Below are 16,835 nucleotides of genomic sequence, written 5' to 3' on the forward strand. Positions count from 1 at the left end.
CGGGATGATGTATCGCTTAACCAGTTGGCTGGCCGCCGCGCTGATGCTGTTCAGCATTCAGGCCACTGCGGCAAGTTTATCCGATATCCAGGTCTCAAATGGCGATCGGCAGGCCCGCATTACCATTAGTTTTATCGGCGAGCCTGAGTATTCGTTTAGCCCCCAGGGCAAACGCATCGTGGCGCTGGATATTAAACAGACCGGCGTACTCCAGGGGCTACCGTTGCAGTTTAGCGGTAATAATCTGGTAAAAAGTATTCGTTCCGGGACGCCGCAGGATACGCAGTCGCTGCGCCTGCTGGTGGATTTAACTGCCGATGGCAAAACCCGCGCGGTGAAACAGCAGAACGGCTCTAACTACACCGTGGTGTTTACGATTAACGCCGACGCACCGCCTCCACCTCCGCCACCGCCGCAGCCGGTGGTGGTTAGACAGGCGGAAAGGCCCATGGCGCAGCCCGTGCGTCCGAGCGAACCCGCACGCAACCCGTTTAAAGCCGATAACGACCGGCTCACCGCGGTGACCAGCACCAGTAGCGTAACGCGTCCCGCGGCGCGTACCGTTTCTGGCGACGACAAAGTGATTATCGCCATTGACGCCGGCCACGGCGGCCAGGATCCGGGGGCCATTGGCCCGAACGGCACGAAAGAGAAGAACGTGACCATTGCTATTGCGCGTAAGCTCCGCGCGCTGCTGAATGCCGATCCGCAGTTCAGGCCCGTTCTGACGCGCGACGGCGATTACTTTATTTCAGTCATGGGACGATCTGACGTCGCGCGTAAGCAAAACGCCAATTTCCTTGTCTCCATTCACGCCGACGCTGCGCCGAATCGCGATGCCACCGGAGCCTCGGTTTGGGTACTTTCCAACCGCCGCGCGAACAGCGAAATGGCCGGCTGGCTCGAACAACATGAGAAGCAGTCCGAGCTGCTGGGCGGCGCGGGTGATGTGCTGGCCAATAGCCAGTCGGACCCTTACCTGAGCCAGGCGGTGCTGGATTTACAGTTCGGCCATTCCCAGCGCGTCGGGTATGATGTGGCGACCAATGTGCTGAGCCAGCTGCAGCGGATCGGCGATTTACATAAGCGTCGTCCTGAGCATGCCAGCCTCGGCGTACTGCGTTCGCCGGATATCCCGTCGATCCTTGTCGAAACGGGTTTTATCAGTAATACCGGCGAAGAGCGGCTGCTGGGCAGCGATGCCTATCAGCAGCAGGTCGCAGAAGCGATTTATAACGGTCTGCGTAACTACTTTATGCAGCATCCTCTGCAATCCGCGCCGCGCGGGGCAGCCGCGCAGACCGCCAGCGCAGGTTCGTCTGATGGGACGTTGTTAAATTAAGGAGACGGCCATGCCGATACAGGTTCTACCGCCGCAGCTCGCCAACCAGATTGCCGCAGGTGAAGTGGTGGAACGACCGGCGTCGGTGGTCAAAGAGCTGGTGGAAAATAGCCTCGATGCCGGGGCGACGCGCATCGACATTGATATTGAGCGCGGCGGGGCGAAGTTAATCCGCATTCGCGATAACGGCTGCGGCATTAAAAAAGACGAGCTGGCGCTGGCGCTGGCCCGTCACGCCACCAGTAAAATTGCTTCGCTGGACGACCTTGAGGCGATCATTAGCCTCGGCTTTCGCGGCGAAGCTCTGGCCAGTATCAGCTCAGTGGCTCGCCTGACGTTGACCTCGCGTACCGAGGATCAGCAGGAGGCCTGGCAGGCCTATGCCGAAGGGCGCGATCAGGCGGTCACCGTGAAGCCGGCGGCGCACCCGGTGGGGACAACGCTGGAAGTGCTGGATCTGTTTTATAACACCCCCGCCCGGCGCAAATTTATGCGCACCGAAAAAACCGAATTTGGCCATATCGACGAGATCGTCCGGCGCATCGCGCTGGCGCGTTTCGACGTCACTATCAACCTCAGCCACAATGGTAAAGTCGTGCGCCAGTACCGGGCGGTATCGCAGGACGGCCAGCGCGAGCGGCGTCTGGGCGCGATCTGCGGTTTGCCATTTCTCGAACACGCGCTGGCGATTGAGTGGCAGCATGGGGATCTTACCCTCAGCGGCTGGGTGGCCGATCCTCTGCATACCAATCCGACGCTGGCGGAGATTCAATATTGCTACGTCAATGGGCGGATGATGCGCGATCGCCTGATTAATCACGCGATTCGTCAGGCCTGTGAAGACAAACTGGGGGCCGATCAGCAGCCTGCTTTTGTGCTGTACCTGAAGATAGATCCGCATCAGGTGGATGTGAACGTCCACCCGGCCAAACATGAAGTGCGTTTTCATCAATCGCGCCTGGTGCACGATTTTATCTATCAGGGCGTGCTGAGCGTCCTGCAGCAGCAACTGGAGGTGCCGTTGGCAAAAGAGGGCGATGAGCCCGCGCTGCGGCAGGTGCCGGAAAATCGCGTTGCGGCAGGCGGCAATCATTTTGCCCAGCCGGCGGTCGCGCGTGAAAACGCGGCTCCCCGATATCGTGATGAGCCCGCCGCGCCGCGCTTTAACGCCGGCGGTTCGCGAGAACCTGCCGCCTCGGGGTCATCTTCAACTGGCGGAGCCGGCTGGCCGCATGCGCAGCCAGGCTATCAAAAACAGCAGGGTGCGCTCTACCGCCAACTGCTGGATACTCCTGCCGCGGAGCGCAAACCCAAATCTCCCGCACCGGCGGCGGAAGGCCTGTCAGGTCATAGTCAAAGCTTTGGCCGCGTGCTGACCATTATCGATAGCGACTGCGCGCTGCTGGAGCGCGACGGTAAGTTAGCGCTGCTGGCCCTGCCGGTCGCTGAGCGCTGGCTGCGCCAGGCGCAGCTGACGCCGGGCGCAGAGGCGGTTTGCGCCCAACCGTTGCTTATCCCGCTACGGATAAAAGTGTCCGAAGAGGAAAAAGACGCGCTCAAGCAGGCGCAGTCGGCGCTGGCAGAGGTCGGGATTGAACTCCAGTCCGATGCGCACCACGTGACGATCCGCGCAGTGCCTTTACCCTTAAGACAACAAAATTTACAAATCTTGATTCCTGAACTGATAGGCTACCTGGCGCAGCAAAAAACCGTCGACGTCGGCAATATTGCTCAGTGGATGGCGCGTAACCTGGCGAGCGAACATGCGCAGTGGAATATGGCGCAGGCGATTGCCGTCCTGGCGGATATTGAGCGCTTATGTCCGCAGCTGGTTAAAGCGCCGCCGGGTGGTCTGTTACAACCTGTTGATTTACATTCGGCGATGAATGCCCTGAAAGATGAGTGATGTAACCGAGGCAAGCCTGCCTAAGGCAATATTTTTAATGGGCCCGACGGCCTCTGGTAAAACCGCATTGGCGATCGCCTTACGTAAAGTTTTGCCAGTAGAGTTGATTAGCGTTGATTCAGCCCTCATTTATCGAGGAATGGACATCGGCACGGCCAAGCCGGATGCCGCGGAGCTAAGCGCTGCGCCGCATCGGCTGCTGGATATTCTTGATCCGGCTGAAGCTTATTCCGCGGCGGATTTTCGTCGTGATGCGCTGGCTGAGATGGCTGATATTGTTGCCGCCGGGCGTATTCCGCTACTGGTTGGCGGAACGATGTTGTATTTCAAGGCGTTGTTGGAAGGATTGTCGCCTCTACCCTCGGCTGACCCTGAGGTCAGGGCCAGGATCGAGCAACAGGCCGCAGAGCAAGGATGGAACGCGTTGCACCAGCAGCTACAGGAAATTGATCCGGTTGCCGCCGCGCGTATTCATCCAAATGATCCGCAAAGACTTTCCCGAGCACTGGAAGTTTTTTTCATTTCGGGTAAAACTTTAACGGAGCTGACGCAAACGTCAGGTGATGCTCTGCCGTATAAGGTGCACCAGTTCGCCATCGCCCCGGCGAGCCGTGAACTGCTCCATCAACGCATAGAACAGCGTTTTCATCAGATGTTGGCTTCAGGTTTTGAAGCAGAAGTGCGGGCGCTTTTTGCCCGGGGAGATTTGCATACGGATATGCCTTCCATTCGTTGTGTCGGATATCGCCAGATGTGGTCGTACCTAAATGGCGAGATCCCGTATGATGAAATGGTTTATCGAGGTGTTTGCGCCACGAGACAGTTGGCTAAACGTCAGGTTACCTGGCTGCGCGGTTGGGAAGGTATTCATTGGTTAGACAGTGAACAACCTGAACAAGCGTTCAACAAAGTATTACAGGTTGTTGGTGCTAGCCTGGACTGAACGTGTACAATTGAACAGGTATCGTGCGTAATTTTTTTAAGAATCGTAAGGTTCTGAGTACAAAACAAGCATACATATAAGGAAAAGAGAGAATGGCTAAGGGGCAATCTTTACAAGATCCGTTCCTGAACGCTTTGCGTCGGGAACGTGTTCCGGTTTCTATTTATTTGGTGAATGGTATTAAGCTGCAAGGGCAAATTGAGTCTTTCGATCAGTTCGTGATCCTGTTGAAAAACACGGTCAGCCAGATGGTCTATAAGCACGCAATTTCTACTGTTGTCCCGTCTCGCCCGGTGTCACACCACAGCAATAATGCTGGCGGCGGTACAAACAACTATCACCACGGTGGTGGTGCGCAGGGTACTTCTGCGTCGCAGCAAGACAGCGAAGACGCCGAATAAGGCAGAAGCTGTTTTTCCACGTCGGGGAGCCAGGTTTTCTGCGTTCCCCGCTGGTATTTTATAAGGGGTTTACGCTTGTTTGACCGTTATGATGCCGGTGAGCAGGCGGTACTGGTACACATCTATTTTTCGCAAGACAAAGATATGGAAGATCTCCAGGAGTTTGAAACTCTGGCCTCTTCCGCCGGTGTCGAAGCAATGCAGGTGATTACCGGTAGCCGTAAAGCACCGCACCCGAAGTATTTTGTTGGTGAAGGTAAAGCTGTCGAAATAGCGGAAGCCGTCAAAGCGACCGGAGCATCGGTCGTGCTCTTCGATCATGCCCTGAGTCCGGCTCAGGAACGAAACCTGGAGCGCTTATGCGAATGTCGGGTTATCGATCGTACCGGCCTGATTTTAGATATTTTTGCCCAGCGAGCGCGTACCCACGAAGGGAAACTGCAGGTCGAGCTGGCGCAGCTGCGTCACATGGCGACTCGTCTCGTTCGCGGCTGGACCCACCTTGAAAGACAGAAAGGCGGGATTGGTTTGCGCGGCCCGGGTGAAACCCAGCTCGAAACTGACCGCCGTTTGCTGCGTAACCGTATTATGCAGATCCTGGCGCGGCTGGAAAAAGTTGAAAAACAGCGCGAGCAGGGACGGCGTTCACGCGCCAAAGCCGATATTCCTACCGTGTCGCTGGTCGGTTATACCAACGCCGGTAAATCCACGTTGTTCAACCAGATAACTGAAGCCGAGGTCTATGCTGCGAACCAGCTGTTCGCCACTCTGGATCCGACGCTGCGCCGCATTGACGTCCCTGATGTTGGCGAAACCGTACTGGCGGATACCGTAGGTTTTATCCGCCACCTGCCGCACGACCTGGTGGCCGCGTTTAAAGCGACGCTCCAGGAGACGCGCCAGGCGACGCTGCTGCTGCATATTATTGATGCGGCCGATGTGCGTGTGCAGGAAAACATTGACGCGGTAAATACGGTGCTCGCGGAGATCGAGGCCGATGAGATCCCGACGCTGCTGGTTATGAATAAAATCGACATGCTGGATGATTTTGAGCCGCGTATCGATCGAGATGAAGAAAATAAACCGATTCGGGTCTGGCTTTCCGCCCAGACCGGGGTTGGCGTACCGCTGCTTTTTCAGGCTTTGACGGAACGGCTTTCTGGTGAAGTGGCGCAGCACACGCTGCGCCTGCCACCGCAGGAAGGCCGGTTGAGAAGCCGGTTCTATCAGCTTCAGGCGATAGAGAAAGAGTGGATGGAGGATGACGGTAGCGTTGGTCTGCAGGTGCGCATGCCGATCGTTGACTGGCGTCGCCTCTGTAAACAAGAGCCAGCGCTGGTTGAATACGTGATTTGACCTTGCAGCTTGCCTGAAGATATTAACCCCTGTGGGGATATCAAAAACAAATATGGAGCATATACATGGCGTGGAATCAGCCCGGTAATAACGGACAGGACCGCGACCCGTGGGGAAGCAGCAATAACCAAGGCGGCAACTCTGGGGGAAATGGCAACAAAGGCGGTCGCGATCAGGGACCTCCCGATCTGGATGATATCTTCCGTAAGCTAAGCAAAAAACTTGGCGGCCTGGGTGGCGGAAAAGGTGGACTGGGCGGCGGTAGCGGCTCTCAGGGACCTCGCGGGCCAATGGGCGGGCGTATCGTCGGCATCGTTGCCGCCGCTGCGGTTATTATCTGGGCAGCCAGCGGTTTCTATACCATTAAAGAAGCTGAACGTGGCGTCGTCACTCGCTTTGGTAAATTTAGCCATCTGGTTGAGCCTGGCCTTAACTGGAAACCGACCTTCATTGATAGCGTTCAGGCGGTTAACGTTGAGTCGGTCCGTGAACTGGCGGCTTCCGGCGTCATGCTGACGTCTGACGAAAACGTCGTGCGCGTTGAGATGAACGTGCAGTACCGCGTGACCGATCCGGAACGCTATCTGTTTAGCGTCACCAGCGCGGACGACAGCCTGCGTCAGGCTACCGACAGCGCCCTGCGCGGCGTGATCGGCAAATACACCATGGACCGTATCCTGACCGAAGGACGTACCGTCATTCGTAGCGATACTCAGCGTGAGCTGGAAGAGACCATTCGTCCGTACAACATGGGTATTACCCTGCTGGACGTCAACTTCCAGACGGCGCGTCCGCCGGAAGAAGTAAAAGCCGCGTTTGACGATGCGATTGCCGCACGTGAAAACGAACAGCAGTACATTCGTGAAGCGGAAGCTTACACCAACGAAGTTCAGCCGCGGGCTAACGGTCAGGCGCAGCGTATTCTTGAAGAAGCTCGCGCATACAAGACCCAGACCGTTCTTGAAGCTCAGGGTGAAGTGGCTCGCTTTGCGAAAATCCTGCCTGAGTATAAAGCGGCTCCGGAAATCACCCGCGAGCGTCTGTATATCGAAACCATGGAAAAAGTGCTGAGCCATACGCGCAAAGTGCTGGTTAACGATAAGGGGAGCAACCTGATGGTTCTGCCTCTGGATCAGATGCTGAAAGGCGCCGGCGCGCCGGCGGCAAAGAGCGATAGCAGTGGCGCAAGCGATCTGCTGCGTCTGCCGCCTGCATCCAGCTCAAACAGCGCCAGTAACGCTTCTACCTCTACGGGAGGCACCATTATGGACCAACGCCGCGCCAACGCGCAGCGTAACGACTACCAGCGTCAGGGGGAATAACGATGCGTAAATCTGTTATCGCGATAATTGTCATCGTGCTGGTGGTGCTCTACATGTCCATCTTTGTGGTCAAAGAGGGCGAGCGCGGGATCACGCTGCGTTTTGGTAAAGTTCTGCGCGACGATGAAAACAAACCTCTGGTGTACGCGCCAGGACTGCACTTCAAGATTCCGTTTATTGAGTCTGTGAAGATGCTCGATGCGCGTATCCAGACGATGGACAATCAGGCCGACCGCTTCGTCACCAAAGAGAAGAAAGACCTGATCGTTGACTCCTACATCAAGTGGCGCATCAGCGACTTTAGCCGTTACTACCTGGCAACCGGCGGCGGTGATGTCTCCCAGGCCGAGGTACTGCTGAAACGTAAATTCTCTGACCGTCTGCGTTCTGAAATTGGCCGTCTTGATGTGAAAGACATCGTGACCGATTCCCGCGGTCGTCTGACCCTGGAAGTGCGCGATGCGCTGAACTCAGGTTCCGCGGGCACGGAAGATGAAGTCAGCACGCCGGCTGCCGATGACGCGATTGCCAAAGCGGCAGAGCGTATTGAAGCGGAAACCAACGGTAAGGTTCAGGTGATCAACCCGAACAGTATGGCGGCGCTGGGTATTGAAGTTGTCGACGTGCGAATCAAACAGATCAACCTGCCGGCTGAAGTGTCTGAAGCGATCTACAACCGTATGCGCGCCGAGCGTGAAGCGGTTGCCCGTCGCCATCGTTCACAAGGTCAGGAAGAAGCTGAAAAACTGCGTGCGACCGCGGATTATGAAGTGACCAAAACACTGGCGGAAGCCGAGCGTCAGGGACGTATCCTGCGCGGTGAAGGCGATGCGGAATCGGCGAAACTGTTTGCTGACGCATTCAGTCAGGATCCGGGCTTCTATGCCTTTATCCGTAGCCTGCGCGCGTACGAGAACAGCTTCCAGAGCAATCAGGATGTGATGGTTCTCAGCCCGGACAGCGATTTCTTCCGCTATATGAAATCACCTACGGCAACGAATCGTTAATAACTGATGGCATAAGTAAAAAGGCGCCCTTTATAAGGCGCCTTTTTTACAACCGAGCTGGAATTAATTGCCGAGAAGTTTATTGAGCAGACCGCCGATTACCGGCAGGCCTGCCCCAGGGTACTCTCAATGGCTCCGCCAACGGTGAAACCAACCGTCTCGCCTACGGTTTTGCCTAAATCGGGAGCAATAGTTGAAAGATTGATAGTGCCTATAATCGGCAGTTCAATGTTCAACATATCGCTGCTGAGCGACCACACGGCGGCGCCAGCTTTTGCACCTATAGAAGCGAGACTATCCTGTAACCAGCCTGCGCCGCTTACGGCGTCGATTTCAATTGCGGTTAATTCTCTCATCATAATCCTCCTGATTATTTTATGCTCGTATCTGAAACTGATACGCGCTGGCATAGTTGCAATTTAAAAAAACACATTCAATACAATAAATTATGAATTTTGTTTCACTAAATAGGTTCATAATAACGATGAAATACCGGACAATATGAAATAAAAGTAAACGCAACGTTGATAAACGACTGGTTCTGTACTGGGCGGCGTATAAATAAAGGTGAATAATGAATTCAACAATCTGGCTGGCACTGGCGCTGGTTTTAGTCCTTGAAGGACTGGGTCCGCTGCTTTATCCACGCGCGTGGCGTCGAATGGTCGCCACCATGAGCCAACTACCGGATAATTTATTACGCCGGTTTGGCGGTGGTCTTGTGGTTGCTGGCATCGTCATCTACTACATGTTGAGGAAAACGATTGGCTGAGCGTAAAGTAGACTAATTTCCCGTCTTTCGAGTGCAAAAAGTGCTGTAACTCTGAAAAAGCGATGGTAGAATCCATTTTTAAGCAAACGGTGATTTTGAAAAATGGGTAACAACGTCGTCGTACTGGGCACCCAATGGGGTGACGAAGGTAAAGGGAAGATCGTCGATCTCCTGACTGAACGGGCTAAATATGTTGTGCGCTATCAGGGCGGTCACAACGCCGGCCATACTCTCGTAATCAACGGTGAAAAAACCGTCCTCCATCTTATTCCATCAGGTATTCTTCGCGAGAATGTCACCAGCATCATCGGTAACGGTGTCGTGCTGTCTCCGGCTGCGCTGATGAAAGAGATGAAAGGTCTGGAAGACCGTGGTATCCCTGTCCGCGAGCGTCTGCTGCTTTCTGAAGCTTGCCCGCTTATCCTCGAATATCACGTTGCGCTGGATGTCGCCCGCGAGAAAGCGCGTGGCGCGAAAGCTATCGGTACGACCGGTCGCGGTATCGGCCCGGCTTATGAAGATAAAGTGGCTCGCCGCGGTCTGCGCGTTGGCGATCTGTTTGATAAAGCCACCTTCGCTGAGAAACTGAAAGAAGTGATGGAATATCACAACTTCCAGCTGGTGAATTTCTACAAAGCCGAAGCGGTTGATTACCAGAAAGTTCTCGATGACGTGATGGCGATTGCCGACATCCTGACCGCGATGGTTGTTGACGTTTCCGATCTGCTCGACCAGGCGCGCAAGCGTGGCGATTTCGTCATGTTTGAAGGCGCGCAGGGTACGCTGCTGGATATCGACCACGGTACTTATCCGTACGTGACCTCTTCCAACACCACCGCCGGTGGCGTGGCGACCGGTTCCGGTCTGGGTCCGCGTTATGTAGACTACGTTCTGGGTATCATTAAAGCCTACTCCACTCGCGTAGGCGCGGGTCCGTTCCCGACTGAGCTGTTTGATGAAACCGGCGAGTTCCTGTGCAAGCAGGGTAACGAGTTTGGCGCCACCACCGGCCGTCGTCGTCGTACCGGTTGGCTGGATGCCGTGGCGGTACGCCGCGCGGTGCAGATTAACTCCCTGTCGGGTTTCTGCCTGACTAAGCTGGACGTCCTGGACGGCCTGAAAGAAGTTAAAATCTGCGTTGCCTACCGTATGCCGGATGGCCGCGAAGTGACGACCACTCCGCTGGCTGCTGACAACTGGGAAGGCATCGAGCCGATTTATGAAACCATGCCGGGCTGGTCTGAAACCACCTTTGGTGTGAAAGAGCGCAGCGGCCTGCCGCAGGCAGCGCTGAACTACATCGCACGCATTGAAGAGCTGACCGGCGTACCGGTTGATATTATCTCTACCGGTCCTGACCGTACCGAGACGATGATTTTGCGCGATCCATTCGACGCGTAATGATCTCCAGGGGCGCCGTTAAGGCGCCTCTTGTTTTTACTGTTCGCCCGCCCCACTTAAATAAATTAGCGGCCTGAGCGCTGGCTGGTTTATCATCAATAGTAATTACGTCTACCGACGCACTCTGTTTTTCTTTTCCCTGAGGTTGATTGTGCAGTTAACGAGTTTCACTGATTACGGATTACGCGCGCTGATCTATATGGCGTCGCTGCCGGATGGAAGAATGACCAGCATCTCCGAAGTAACGGAGGTTTACGGCGTTTCTCGTAATCATATGGTTAAAATAATCAATCAGCTAAGTCGCGTAGGGTATGTGACGGCGGTACGGGGAAAGAACGGAGGGATTCGTCTTGGTAAACCGGCAAATATGATTCGCGTGGGTGATGTTGTTCGCGATCTGGAGCCGCTCTCTTTGGTCAATTGTAGTAGCGAATTTTGCCATATTACGCCCGCCTGTCGTCTGAAACAGGCGCTTGCTGAAGCCGCGCAAAGTTTTCTCAAGGAACTGGATAACTACACGCTGGCCGATTTGGTTGAAAAGAATCAACCGCTTTATAAATTATTACTGGTGGAGTGACGTAAACTTCACTGGAGATGACAACGGAGGAACCGACATGTCACAAGATCCTTTCCTGGACCGCGAATCTGAAAAATACGCTAATCCAATCCCGAGCCGGGAATTTATCCTCGATCATTTAGCAAAACGCGAAAAACCGGCTAGCCGAGATGAGCTGGCAACAGAGCTGAATATTGAAGGCGAAGAACAACAAGAAGCATTGCGCCGCAGATTGCGCGCAATGGAACGCGATGGTCAGCTGGTCTTTACGCGTCGTCAGTGCTATGCGCTGCCGGAACGTCTTGACCTGCTGAAAGGTATCGTTATTGGCCATCGCGATGGCTATGGCTTCCTGCGCGTGGAAGGCCGTAAAGATGACCTGTATCTGTCGTCTGAGCAGATGAAAACCTGCATTCACGGCGATCAGGTGCTGGCGCAGCCGCTGGGCGCCGACCGTAAAGGCCGTCGGGAAGCACGAATTGTCCGCGTACTGGTGCCAAAAACGGGCCAGATTGTGGGCCGCTACTTTACCGATGCAGGCGTCGGCTTTGTGGTACCGGATGACAGCCGTTTAAGCTTCGATATCCTGATCCCCCCGGAACAGATCATGGGCGCGCGTATGGGCTTTGTCGTGGTGGTTGAGCTGACCCAGCGTCCAACCCGCCGCACTAAAGCGATCGGTAAAATCGTTGAAGTGCTCGGCGACAATATGGGGACCGGCATGGCGGTCGATATGGCCCTGCGCACCCATGAAATCCCCTACGTCTGGCCGCCAGCGGTCGAAAAACAGGTCGCCGGCCTGAAAGAACAGGTACCGGAAGAGGCGAAAAAAGGGCGCGTTGATTTACGCAGCCTGCCGCTGGTCACCATTGATGGCGAAGACGCCCGCGACTTTGATGATGCCGTGTACTGCGAGAAGAAACGCGGCGGCGGCTGGCGTCTGTGGGTGGCGATCGCCGATGTGAGCTACTACGTGCGTCCGGGGACGCCGCTGGATGGCGAAGCGCGCAGCCGCGGCACCTCGGTCTACTTCCCGTCTCAGGTGGTTCCCATGCTGCCTGAAGTGCTCTCTAACGGCCTGTGTTCACTGAATCCCCAGGTCGACAGACTCTGTATGGTTTGCGAAATGACCATTTCAGCCAAGGGGCGTCTGACCGGCTTCAAATTCTACGAAGCGGTGATGAGCTCCCACGCCCGTCTGACCTATACCAAAGTCTGGCATATGCTGCAGGGTGACCAGGATCTGCGCGAGCAGTACGCGCCACTGGTTAAGCATATTGAAGAGCTGCATAACCTTTACAAAGTGCTGGACGGCGCGCGCGAAGAGCGCGGCGGTATCTCATTTGAGAGTGAAGAAGCTAAATTCATCTTCAATGCTGAACGCCGTATTGAACGCATTGAACAGACTCAGCGTAACGATGCGCACAAGCTGATTGAAGAGTGCATGATCCTGGCGAACATTTCCGCTGCGCGCTTCGTTGAGAAGGCCGAGGAACCGGCCCTGTTCCGTATCCATGACAAACCAAGCACCGAAGCGATTACCGCCTTCCGTTCGGTTCTGGCGGAGCTGGGGCTTGAGCTGCCTGGCGGCAACAAGCCGGAGCCGCGCGACTATGCGGAATTACTGACGTCTATCGCCGATCGTCCGGATGCGGAGATGCTGCAAACCATGCTGCTGCGCTCGATGAAACAGGCGATATACGACCCGGAAAATCGCGGTCACTTTGGCCTGGCGCTGCAATCCTACGCCCACTTCACCTCGCCGATTCGCCGCTATCCTGACCTTTCTCTGCATCGTGCGATCAAGTATTTACTGGCGAAAGAGCAGGGACATAAAGGCAACAGCACCGAGACCGGCGGCTGGCACTACAGCATGGATGAGATGCTGCAGCTGGGGGCGCACTGTTCGATGACCGAACGCCGTGCTGATGAAGCGACGCGCGATGTTTCGGATTGGCTGAAGTGTGATTTCATGTTGGATCAGGTCGGTAACGTCTTTAAGGGCGTGATTGCCAGCGTGACCGGCTTTGGGTTCTTCGTCCGTCTGGATGAGCTGTTTATTGACGGTCTGGTGCACGTCTCTTCCCTCGATAACGACTACTACCGCTTCGATCAGGTAGGGCAGCGTCTGATCGGTGAATCCGGCGGTCAGACCTATCGTCTGGGCGATCGTGTAGAAGTGCGCGTTGAAGCGGTCAACATGGACGAGCGTAAAATTGATTTCTCGCTTATCTCCAGCGAACGCGCGCCGCGCAACGTCGGTAAAACCGAGCGTGAAAAGGCGAAGAAAAGCGCCGGAGGTAAATCGTCCGGGCGCCGCCGCCAGGCGGGCAAGCAGGTGAACTTCGAGCCAGATAGCGCATTCCGCAAGCAGAAAGGCCAATCTCAGCCGAAGTCCGCTCAGCCAAAAGGCGAGAAGAAAGCGAAGAAGCCGTCGGAGAAAACCCAGAAGATCGCCGCAGCGACCAAGGCCAAGCGTGCGGCGAAAAAGAAAATAGCTGAGTAATGATCTCCCTTTGCCCCGGCGTCTCCCACCATCGTGATGGGGCCGGGGTGAAGGGACTGAAAACAGAACCTAAACGAGTAGATAAATGAGTGAAATGATTTACGGCATCCACGCGGTGCAGGCGCTGCTGGAGCGCGCTCCTGAGCGTTTCCAGGAAGTCTTTATTCTGAAAGGCCGTGAGGATAAGCGCCTTATGCCGCTGATCCATGCTCTGGAAGCGCAGGGCGTGGTGATTCAGGTCGCCAGCCGCCAGTTTCTCGATGAGAAAAGCGAAGGCGCCGTTCATCAGGGGATTATTGCCCGCGTGAAGCCCGGACGTCAGTATCAGGAGAACGATCTGCCGGATCTGATCGCCTCTCTCGATCGGCCGTTCTTTTTGATCCTCGATGGCGTGACCGATCCGCACAACCTCGGCGCCTGTTTACGTAGCGCCGACGCCGCTGGCGTGCATGCGGTGATTGTCCCCAAAGACCGCTCTGCGCAGCTGAACGCCACGGCGAAAAAAGTGGCCTGCGGCGCGGCGGAAAACGTCCCGCTGATCCGCGTCACCAACCTGGCCCGCACCATGCGTCTGCTGCAGGAAGAGAACGTCTGGATCGTCGGGACCGCCGGTGAGGCCGACCATACCCTGTTCCAGAGCAAGATGACCGGATCGCTGGCTTTGGTGATGGGCGCGGAAGGCGAAGGCATGCGTCGCCTGACTCGCGAACACTGCGATGAGTTGATCAGCATTCCGATGGCCGGTAGCGTGTCGTCGCTGAACGTATCGGTTGCAACCGGTATTTGCCTGTTTGAAGCGGTGCGCCAGCGCAGCTAATCTCTTCTTTCTGAATAAGCCATTCTCCGGAATGGCTTATCTTCATCAGTCCTGTTCATCCTCTTGCTCTCTCTGACGGGCGATTTCGAGACCTCTTTCCACATAGTTCAACACCTGGCTCAAGAGTAATTCATCTCCCGGTTCATCTCCCGTTTGCTCGATGAATTTAAGCCGCGCGCCTCGATGCTTTAATACCTTGATGAGATTAAGAAAATTTCCAATGGGGTTCTGCTCTTCCAGAATGTCTGCGCAGATCGTGTCTTCATCAAATGACGTGACGTAACCCGAAGCGTTCAGGTTCTGTTTGATGGCGTTGATAGCGAGATGGGGAAAATGGCGGCGGATAAGCGGGATATAGATCAGCGCGTTTTCCCGATCTTCAATAGTTAAATGAATCATGAAATTCCCTTTCTGATTGTGAGAGAACTTTATAACAGAGTTCTCTGACGGAAAGTGCGCCGTTGTCCATACTTATGCATAGAGCCATTGAAGGAGGGAAACATAATGCACTGGCAAACTCATACCGTATTTAATCAACCCTCGCCGCTGTGCAACAGCAACTTGTTCTTGTCCGATACCGCCCTGCGTGAAGCCGTCGTCCGCGAAGGCGCGGGCTGGGATGGCGATCTGCTGGCGAGCATTGGTCAACAGCTGGGGACGGCGGAATCGCTGGAGCTGGGGCGCCTGGCCAACAGCAACCCGCCGGAACTGCTGCGCTATGACGCCACGGGATCGCGGCTTGACGATGTTCGTTTCCATCCGGCCTGGCATCTCCTGATGCAGGGACTATGCGCTAACCGGGTACATAACCTTGCCTGGCAGGAGGACGCTCGAGAAGGCGCTTTCGTTGCCCGCGCTGCCCGCTTTATGCTGCACGCGCAGGTAGAAGCGGGAACCCTGTGTCCCACCACCATGACCTTTGCCGCTATCCCATTGCTGCAGCGTTCCTTACCCAGGCCCTTTAGCGACTGGTTATCACCGCTATTAAGCGATCGCTACGATCCGCATCTGATACCGGGGAATCAGAAACGCGGGCTGCTTATCGGCATGGGGATGACTGAAAAGCAGGGGGGATCTGATGTCCTGAGCAACACGACCCGTGCGGAGAAGACCGCCGAAGGCTTTTATCATCTGATTGGACATAAATGGTTTTTCTCCGTGCCGCAGAGCGATGCTCATCTGGTGCTGGCGCAGGCGCCGGCGGGGCTCTCCTGCTTTTTTGTTCCGCGCCTGCTGCCGGACGGTCAGCGTAACGGCGTACATCTGGAGAGGCTGAAAGATAAATTGGGTAACCGCGCGAACGCCAGCAGTGAAGTCGAGTTTTTCAACGCTTGCGGTTGGCTGGTCGGAGAAGAGGGGGATGGCGTCCGGCAAATTCTCAAAATGGGCGGCCTGACCCGCTTTGACTGCGCCCTGGGCAGCCATGCGCTGATGCGCCGGGCCTATTCGGTGGCGCTGTACCATGCCCTGCAGCGTCAGGCGTTTGGCAAAAATCTGGTCGATCAGCCGATGATGCGTCAGGTGCTGGGGCAGATGGCGCTGCGGCTTGAAGGGCAAACCGCGTTTCTGTTCCGCCTGGCGCGGGCATGGGACAGGCGCGATGATGCGCAGGAAGCGCTATGGGCAAGGTTGTTCACGCCCGCGGCGAAATTTGCTATCTGCAAATCCGGGATCGCCTTCGTCGCCGAGGCGATGGAGGTGCTGGGCGGCTCCGGCTACTGTGAAGAAAGTGAACTGCCGCGTTTGTACCGTGAAATGCCGGTAAACAGCATCTGGGAAGGTTCAGGGAATATTATGTGTCTGGACGTGATGCGGGTTCTGATGAAGCAGCCGGCGGCGCTTGAGCTTCTGGCGGCGGAGTGCGCGGAAGTGAAAGGGCAAAATCGTCATTTCGATCGGGCGTGGCGGCAGCTGCAGCAGTGGCTACGGCGCCCTCTGGAAGAGCAGGGACGGGAGATTACCCGGCTGGTTTATCTGCTTGGCGTTGGCGCGCAGGTATTACGCTTCGCTTCACCGCCGCTGGCTGAAGCCTGGTGCCGGATGATGCTCGATACGCGCGGCGGCATGCGCCTGGATGAGCAAACGCTCGACGACTTACTGTTACGGGCAATGGGGCGCGGACGCCAGGCGCCTCAGGCATAAAGAATGGCCTGTACCCGCCAGTTATCCGGCTGCTGCTCCTCGTACATCTGGACGATGCGATACCAGGACGCGCCCTGCTCGTCGGCCTGCACGGCGATGGCGTGCTCCACATCCTGCTGGCTGCCGGAGATGTTGTTAACGCAAATCAGGCCAATTTCGTTCAGGCCAGTTACGCAGTCAGCGCTGGCAAACTCCGCCGACTGCGCGGAAGTATTGGCCGTGGCGGAGGTCAGCATCAGGCTGGGTAGGGTAAAAGTTCGTTTCATCGTCAGCTCCATTTCACATAGTCCTGAGGGCAGTCCGTTGCTAACGTTCTGCCAGGTTTACGGCTGGCTGAACGTTATTAGGCGCAGGAGAACGTGAA

General features: G+C 55.8%; 15 protein-coding genes and 1 pseudogene. 13 read left to right on the plus strand and 3 right to left on the minus strand.

All coding sequences use genetic code 11. The features are described from left to right. Nucleotides 1-4 precede the first annotated feature (4 nt). The 7 genes from amiB to hflC all read left to right on the plus strand — a co-directional run bounded on the left by amiB (nucleotide 5) and on the right by hflC (nucleotide 8,277). Nucleotides 5-1,342 (plus strand): N-acetylmuramoyl-L-alanine amidase AmiB, encoded by a 1,338-nt coding sequence (amiB, locus tag CMQ96_RS16745; protein ID WP_004871121.1) that lies wholly within the window; start codon nucleotides 5-7, stop codon nucleotides 1,340-1,342. A gap of 10 nt (nucleotides 1,343-1,352) precedes the next feature. Further along, nucleotides 1,353-3,248 (plus strand): DNA mismatch repair endonuclease MutL, encoded by a 1,896-nt coding sequence (mutL, locus tag CMQ96_RS16750; protein ID WP_064342090.1) that lies wholly within the window; start codon nucleotides 1,353-1,355, stop codon nucleotides 3,246-3,248. Then, on the plus strand, nucleotides 3,241-4,191 hold the full coding sequence (gene miaA, locus CMQ96_RS16755) for a tRNA (adenosine(37)-N6)-dimethylallyltransferase MiaA (protein WP_032695150.1): 951 nt from the start codon (nucleotides 3,241-3,243) through the stop codon (nucleotides 4,189-4,191). The genes mutL and miaA overlap by 8 nt, the downstream gene beginning before the upstream one ends. A gap of 92 nt (nucleotides 4,192-4,283) precedes the next feature. After that, the gene (hfq, locus tag CMQ96_RS16760; RefSeq protein ID WP_004871115.1) at nucleotides 4,284-4,592 is read left to right on the plus strand and encodes an RNA chaperone Hfq; all 309 of its coding nucleotides are present in this window, start codon (nucleotides 4,284-4,286) and stop codon (nucleotides 4,590-4,592) included. A 75-nt stretch (nucleotides 4,593-4,667) separates the two neighbouring features. Continuing rightward, complete coding sequence (gene hflX, locus CMQ96_RS16765; RefSeq protein WP_004128082.1) at nucleotides 4,668-5,948, plus strand: ribosome rescue GTPase HflX; 1,281 nt, start codon at nucleotides 4,668-4,670, stop codon at nucleotides 5,946-5,948. A 65-nt stretch (nucleotides 5,949-6,013) separates the two neighbouring features. Next, the gene (gene hflK / locus CMQ96_RS16770) at nucleotides 6,014-7,270 is read left to right on the plus strand and encodes an FtsH protease activity modulator HflK (protein ID WP_004128085.1); all 1,257 of its coding nucleotides are present in this window, start codon (nucleotides 6,014-6,016) and stop codon (nucleotides 7,268-7,270) included. A 2-nt stretch (nucleotides 7,271-7,272) separates the two neighbouring features. After that, entirely contained in the window at nucleotides 7,273-8,277 is a 1,005-nt protein-coding gene (gene hflC, locus CMQ96_RS16775; protein WP_004871105.1) for a protease modulator HflC, read from the plus strand. 63 nt (nucleotides 8,278-8,340) lie between these two features. On the opposite strand, the pseudogene CMQ96_RS16780 reads toward hflC, so the two are convergent. Continuing rightward, a pseudogene (locus CMQ96_RS16780) lies at nucleotides 8,341-8,633 on the minus strand (hypothetical protein). A 218-nt stretch (nucleotides 8,634-8,851) separates the two neighbouring features. Here CMQ96_RS16780 and CMQ96_RS16785 point away from each other — a divergent pair. From CMQ96_RS16785 to rlmB, 5 genes are all read left to right on the plus strand, one after another. Then, complete coding sequence (locus CMQ96_RS16785) at nucleotides 8,852-9,049, plus strand: DUF2065 domain-containing protein (protein ID WP_004097978.1); 198 nt, start codon at nucleotides 8,852-8,854, stop codon at nucleotides 9,047-9,049. 102 nt (nucleotides 9,050-9,151) lie between these two features. Further along, the gene (locus tag CMQ96_RS16790; RefSeq protein WP_004097979.1) at nucleotides 9,152-10,450 is read left to right on the plus strand and encodes an adenylosuccinate synthase; all 1,299 of its coding nucleotides are present in this window, start codon (nucleotides 9,152-9,154) and stop codon (nucleotides 10,448-10,450) included. A gap of 151 nt (nucleotides 10,451-10,601) precedes the next feature. Then, the gene (nsrR, locus tag CMQ96_RS16795; RefSeq protein ID WP_004097980.1) at nucleotides 10,602-11,027 is read left to right on the plus strand and encodes a nitric oxide-sensing transcriptional repressor NsrR; all 426 of its coding nucleotides are present in this window, start codon (nucleotides 10,602-10,604) and stop codon (nucleotides 11,025-11,027) included. Nucleotides 11,028-11,064: 37 nt separating this feature from the next. Then, complete coding sequence (rnr, locus tag CMQ96_RS16800; protein ID WP_024360254.1) at nucleotides 11,065-13,512, plus strand: ribonuclease R; 2,448 nt, start codon at nucleotides 11,065-11,067, stop codon at nucleotides 13,510-13,512. Nucleotides 13,513-13,597: 85 nt separating this feature from the next. After that, a complete protein-coding gene (gene rlmB, locus CMQ96_RS16805) occupies nucleotides 13,598-14,329 on the plus strand; it encodes a 23S rRNA (guanosine(2251)-2'-O)-methyltransferase RlmB (protein ID WP_024360255.1) in 732 nt (243 codons plus the stop codon). A 45-nt stretch (nucleotides 14,330-14,374) separates the two neighbouring features. Here rlmB and CMQ96_RS16810 read toward each other — a convergent pair whose 3' ends face one another. Then, nucleotides 14,375-14,728: a hypothetical protein gene (locus tag CMQ96_RS16810; RefSeq protein WP_024360256.1), complete on the minus strand. Its 354-nt coding sequence runs from the start codon at nucleotides 14,726-14,728 to the stop codon at nucleotides 14,375-14,377. A 105-nt stretch (nucleotides 14,729-14,833) separates the two neighbouring features. On the opposite strand from CMQ96_RS16810, the gene CMQ96_RS16815 reads away from it, so the two are divergent. Then, complete coding sequence (locus tag CMQ96_RS16815) at nucleotides 14,834-16,471, plus strand: isovaleryl-CoA dehydrogenase (RefSeq protein WP_024360257.1); 1,638 nt, start codon at nucleotides 14,834-14,836, stop codon at nucleotides 16,469-16,471. Here CMQ96_RS16815 and yjfN read toward each other — a convergent pair. Next, complete coding sequence (yjfN, locus tag CMQ96_RS16820) at nucleotides 16,462-16,737, minus strand: DUF1471 family protease activator YjfN (RefSeq protein ID WP_004871092.1); 276 nt, start codon at nucleotides 16,735-16,737, stop codon at nucleotides 16,462-16,464. The genes CMQ96_RS16815 and yjfN overlap by 10 nt on opposite strands. Between the last annotated feature and the right edge of the window lie 98 nt (nucleotides 16,738-16,835).

Origin of the sequence: Klebsiella sp. MBT K-1 (genome assembly GCF_002556465.1) — a bacterium.
Lineage (GTDB): Bacteria > Pseudomonadota > Gammaproteobacteria > Enterobacterales > Enterobacteriaceae > Klebsiella > Klebsiella grimontii.

Coding starts and splice junctions, on each gene's coding strand:
- amiB (WP_004871121.1), top strand. CDS start 5: ATGATGTATCGCTTAACCAGTTGGCTGGCCGCCGCGCTGATGCTGTTC.
- mutL (WP_064342090.1), top strand. CDS start 1,353: ATGCCGATACAGGTTCTACCGCCGCAGCTCGCCAACCAGATTGCCGCA.
- miaA (WP_032695150.1), top strand. CDS start 3,241: ATGAGTGATGTAACCGAGGCAAGCCTGCCTAAGGCAATATTTTTAATG.
- hfq (WP_004871115.1), top strand. CDS start 4,284: ATGGCTAAGGGGCAATCTTTACAAGATCCGTTCCTGAACGCTTTGCGT.
- hflK (WP_004128085.1), top strand. CDS start 6,014: ATGGCGTGGAATCAGCCCGGTAATAACGGACAGGACCGCGACCCGTGG.
- hflC (WP_004871105.1), top strand. CDS start 7,273: ATGCGTAAATCTGTTATCGCGATAATTGTCATCGTGCTGGTGGTGCTC.
- CMQ96_RS16785 (WP_004097978.1), top strand. CDS start 8,852: ATGAATTCAACAATCTGGCTGGCACTGGCGCTGGTTTTAGTCCTTGAA.
- CMQ96_RS16790 (WP_004097979.1), top strand. CDS start 9,152: ATGGGTAACAACGTCGTCGTACTGGGCACCCAATGGGGTGACGAAGGT.
- rnr (WP_024360254.1), top strand. CDS start 11,065: ATGTCACAAGATCCTTTCCTGGACCGCGAATCTGAAAAATACGCTAAT.
- rlmB (WP_024360255.1), top strand. CDS start 13,598: ATGAGTGAAATGATTTACGGCATCCACGCGGTGCAGGCGCTGCTGGAG.
- CMQ96_RS16810 (WP_024360256.1), bottom strand. CDS start 14,728: ATGATTCATTTAACTATTGAAGATCGGGAAAACGCGCTGATCTATATC.
- CMQ96_RS16815 (WP_024360257.1), top strand. CDS start 14,834: ATGCACTGGCAAACTCATACCGTATTTAATCAACCCTCGCCGCTGTGC.
- yjfN (WP_004871092.1), bottom strand. CDS start 16,737: ATGAAACGAACTTTTACCCTACCCAGCCTGATGCTGACCTCCGCCACG.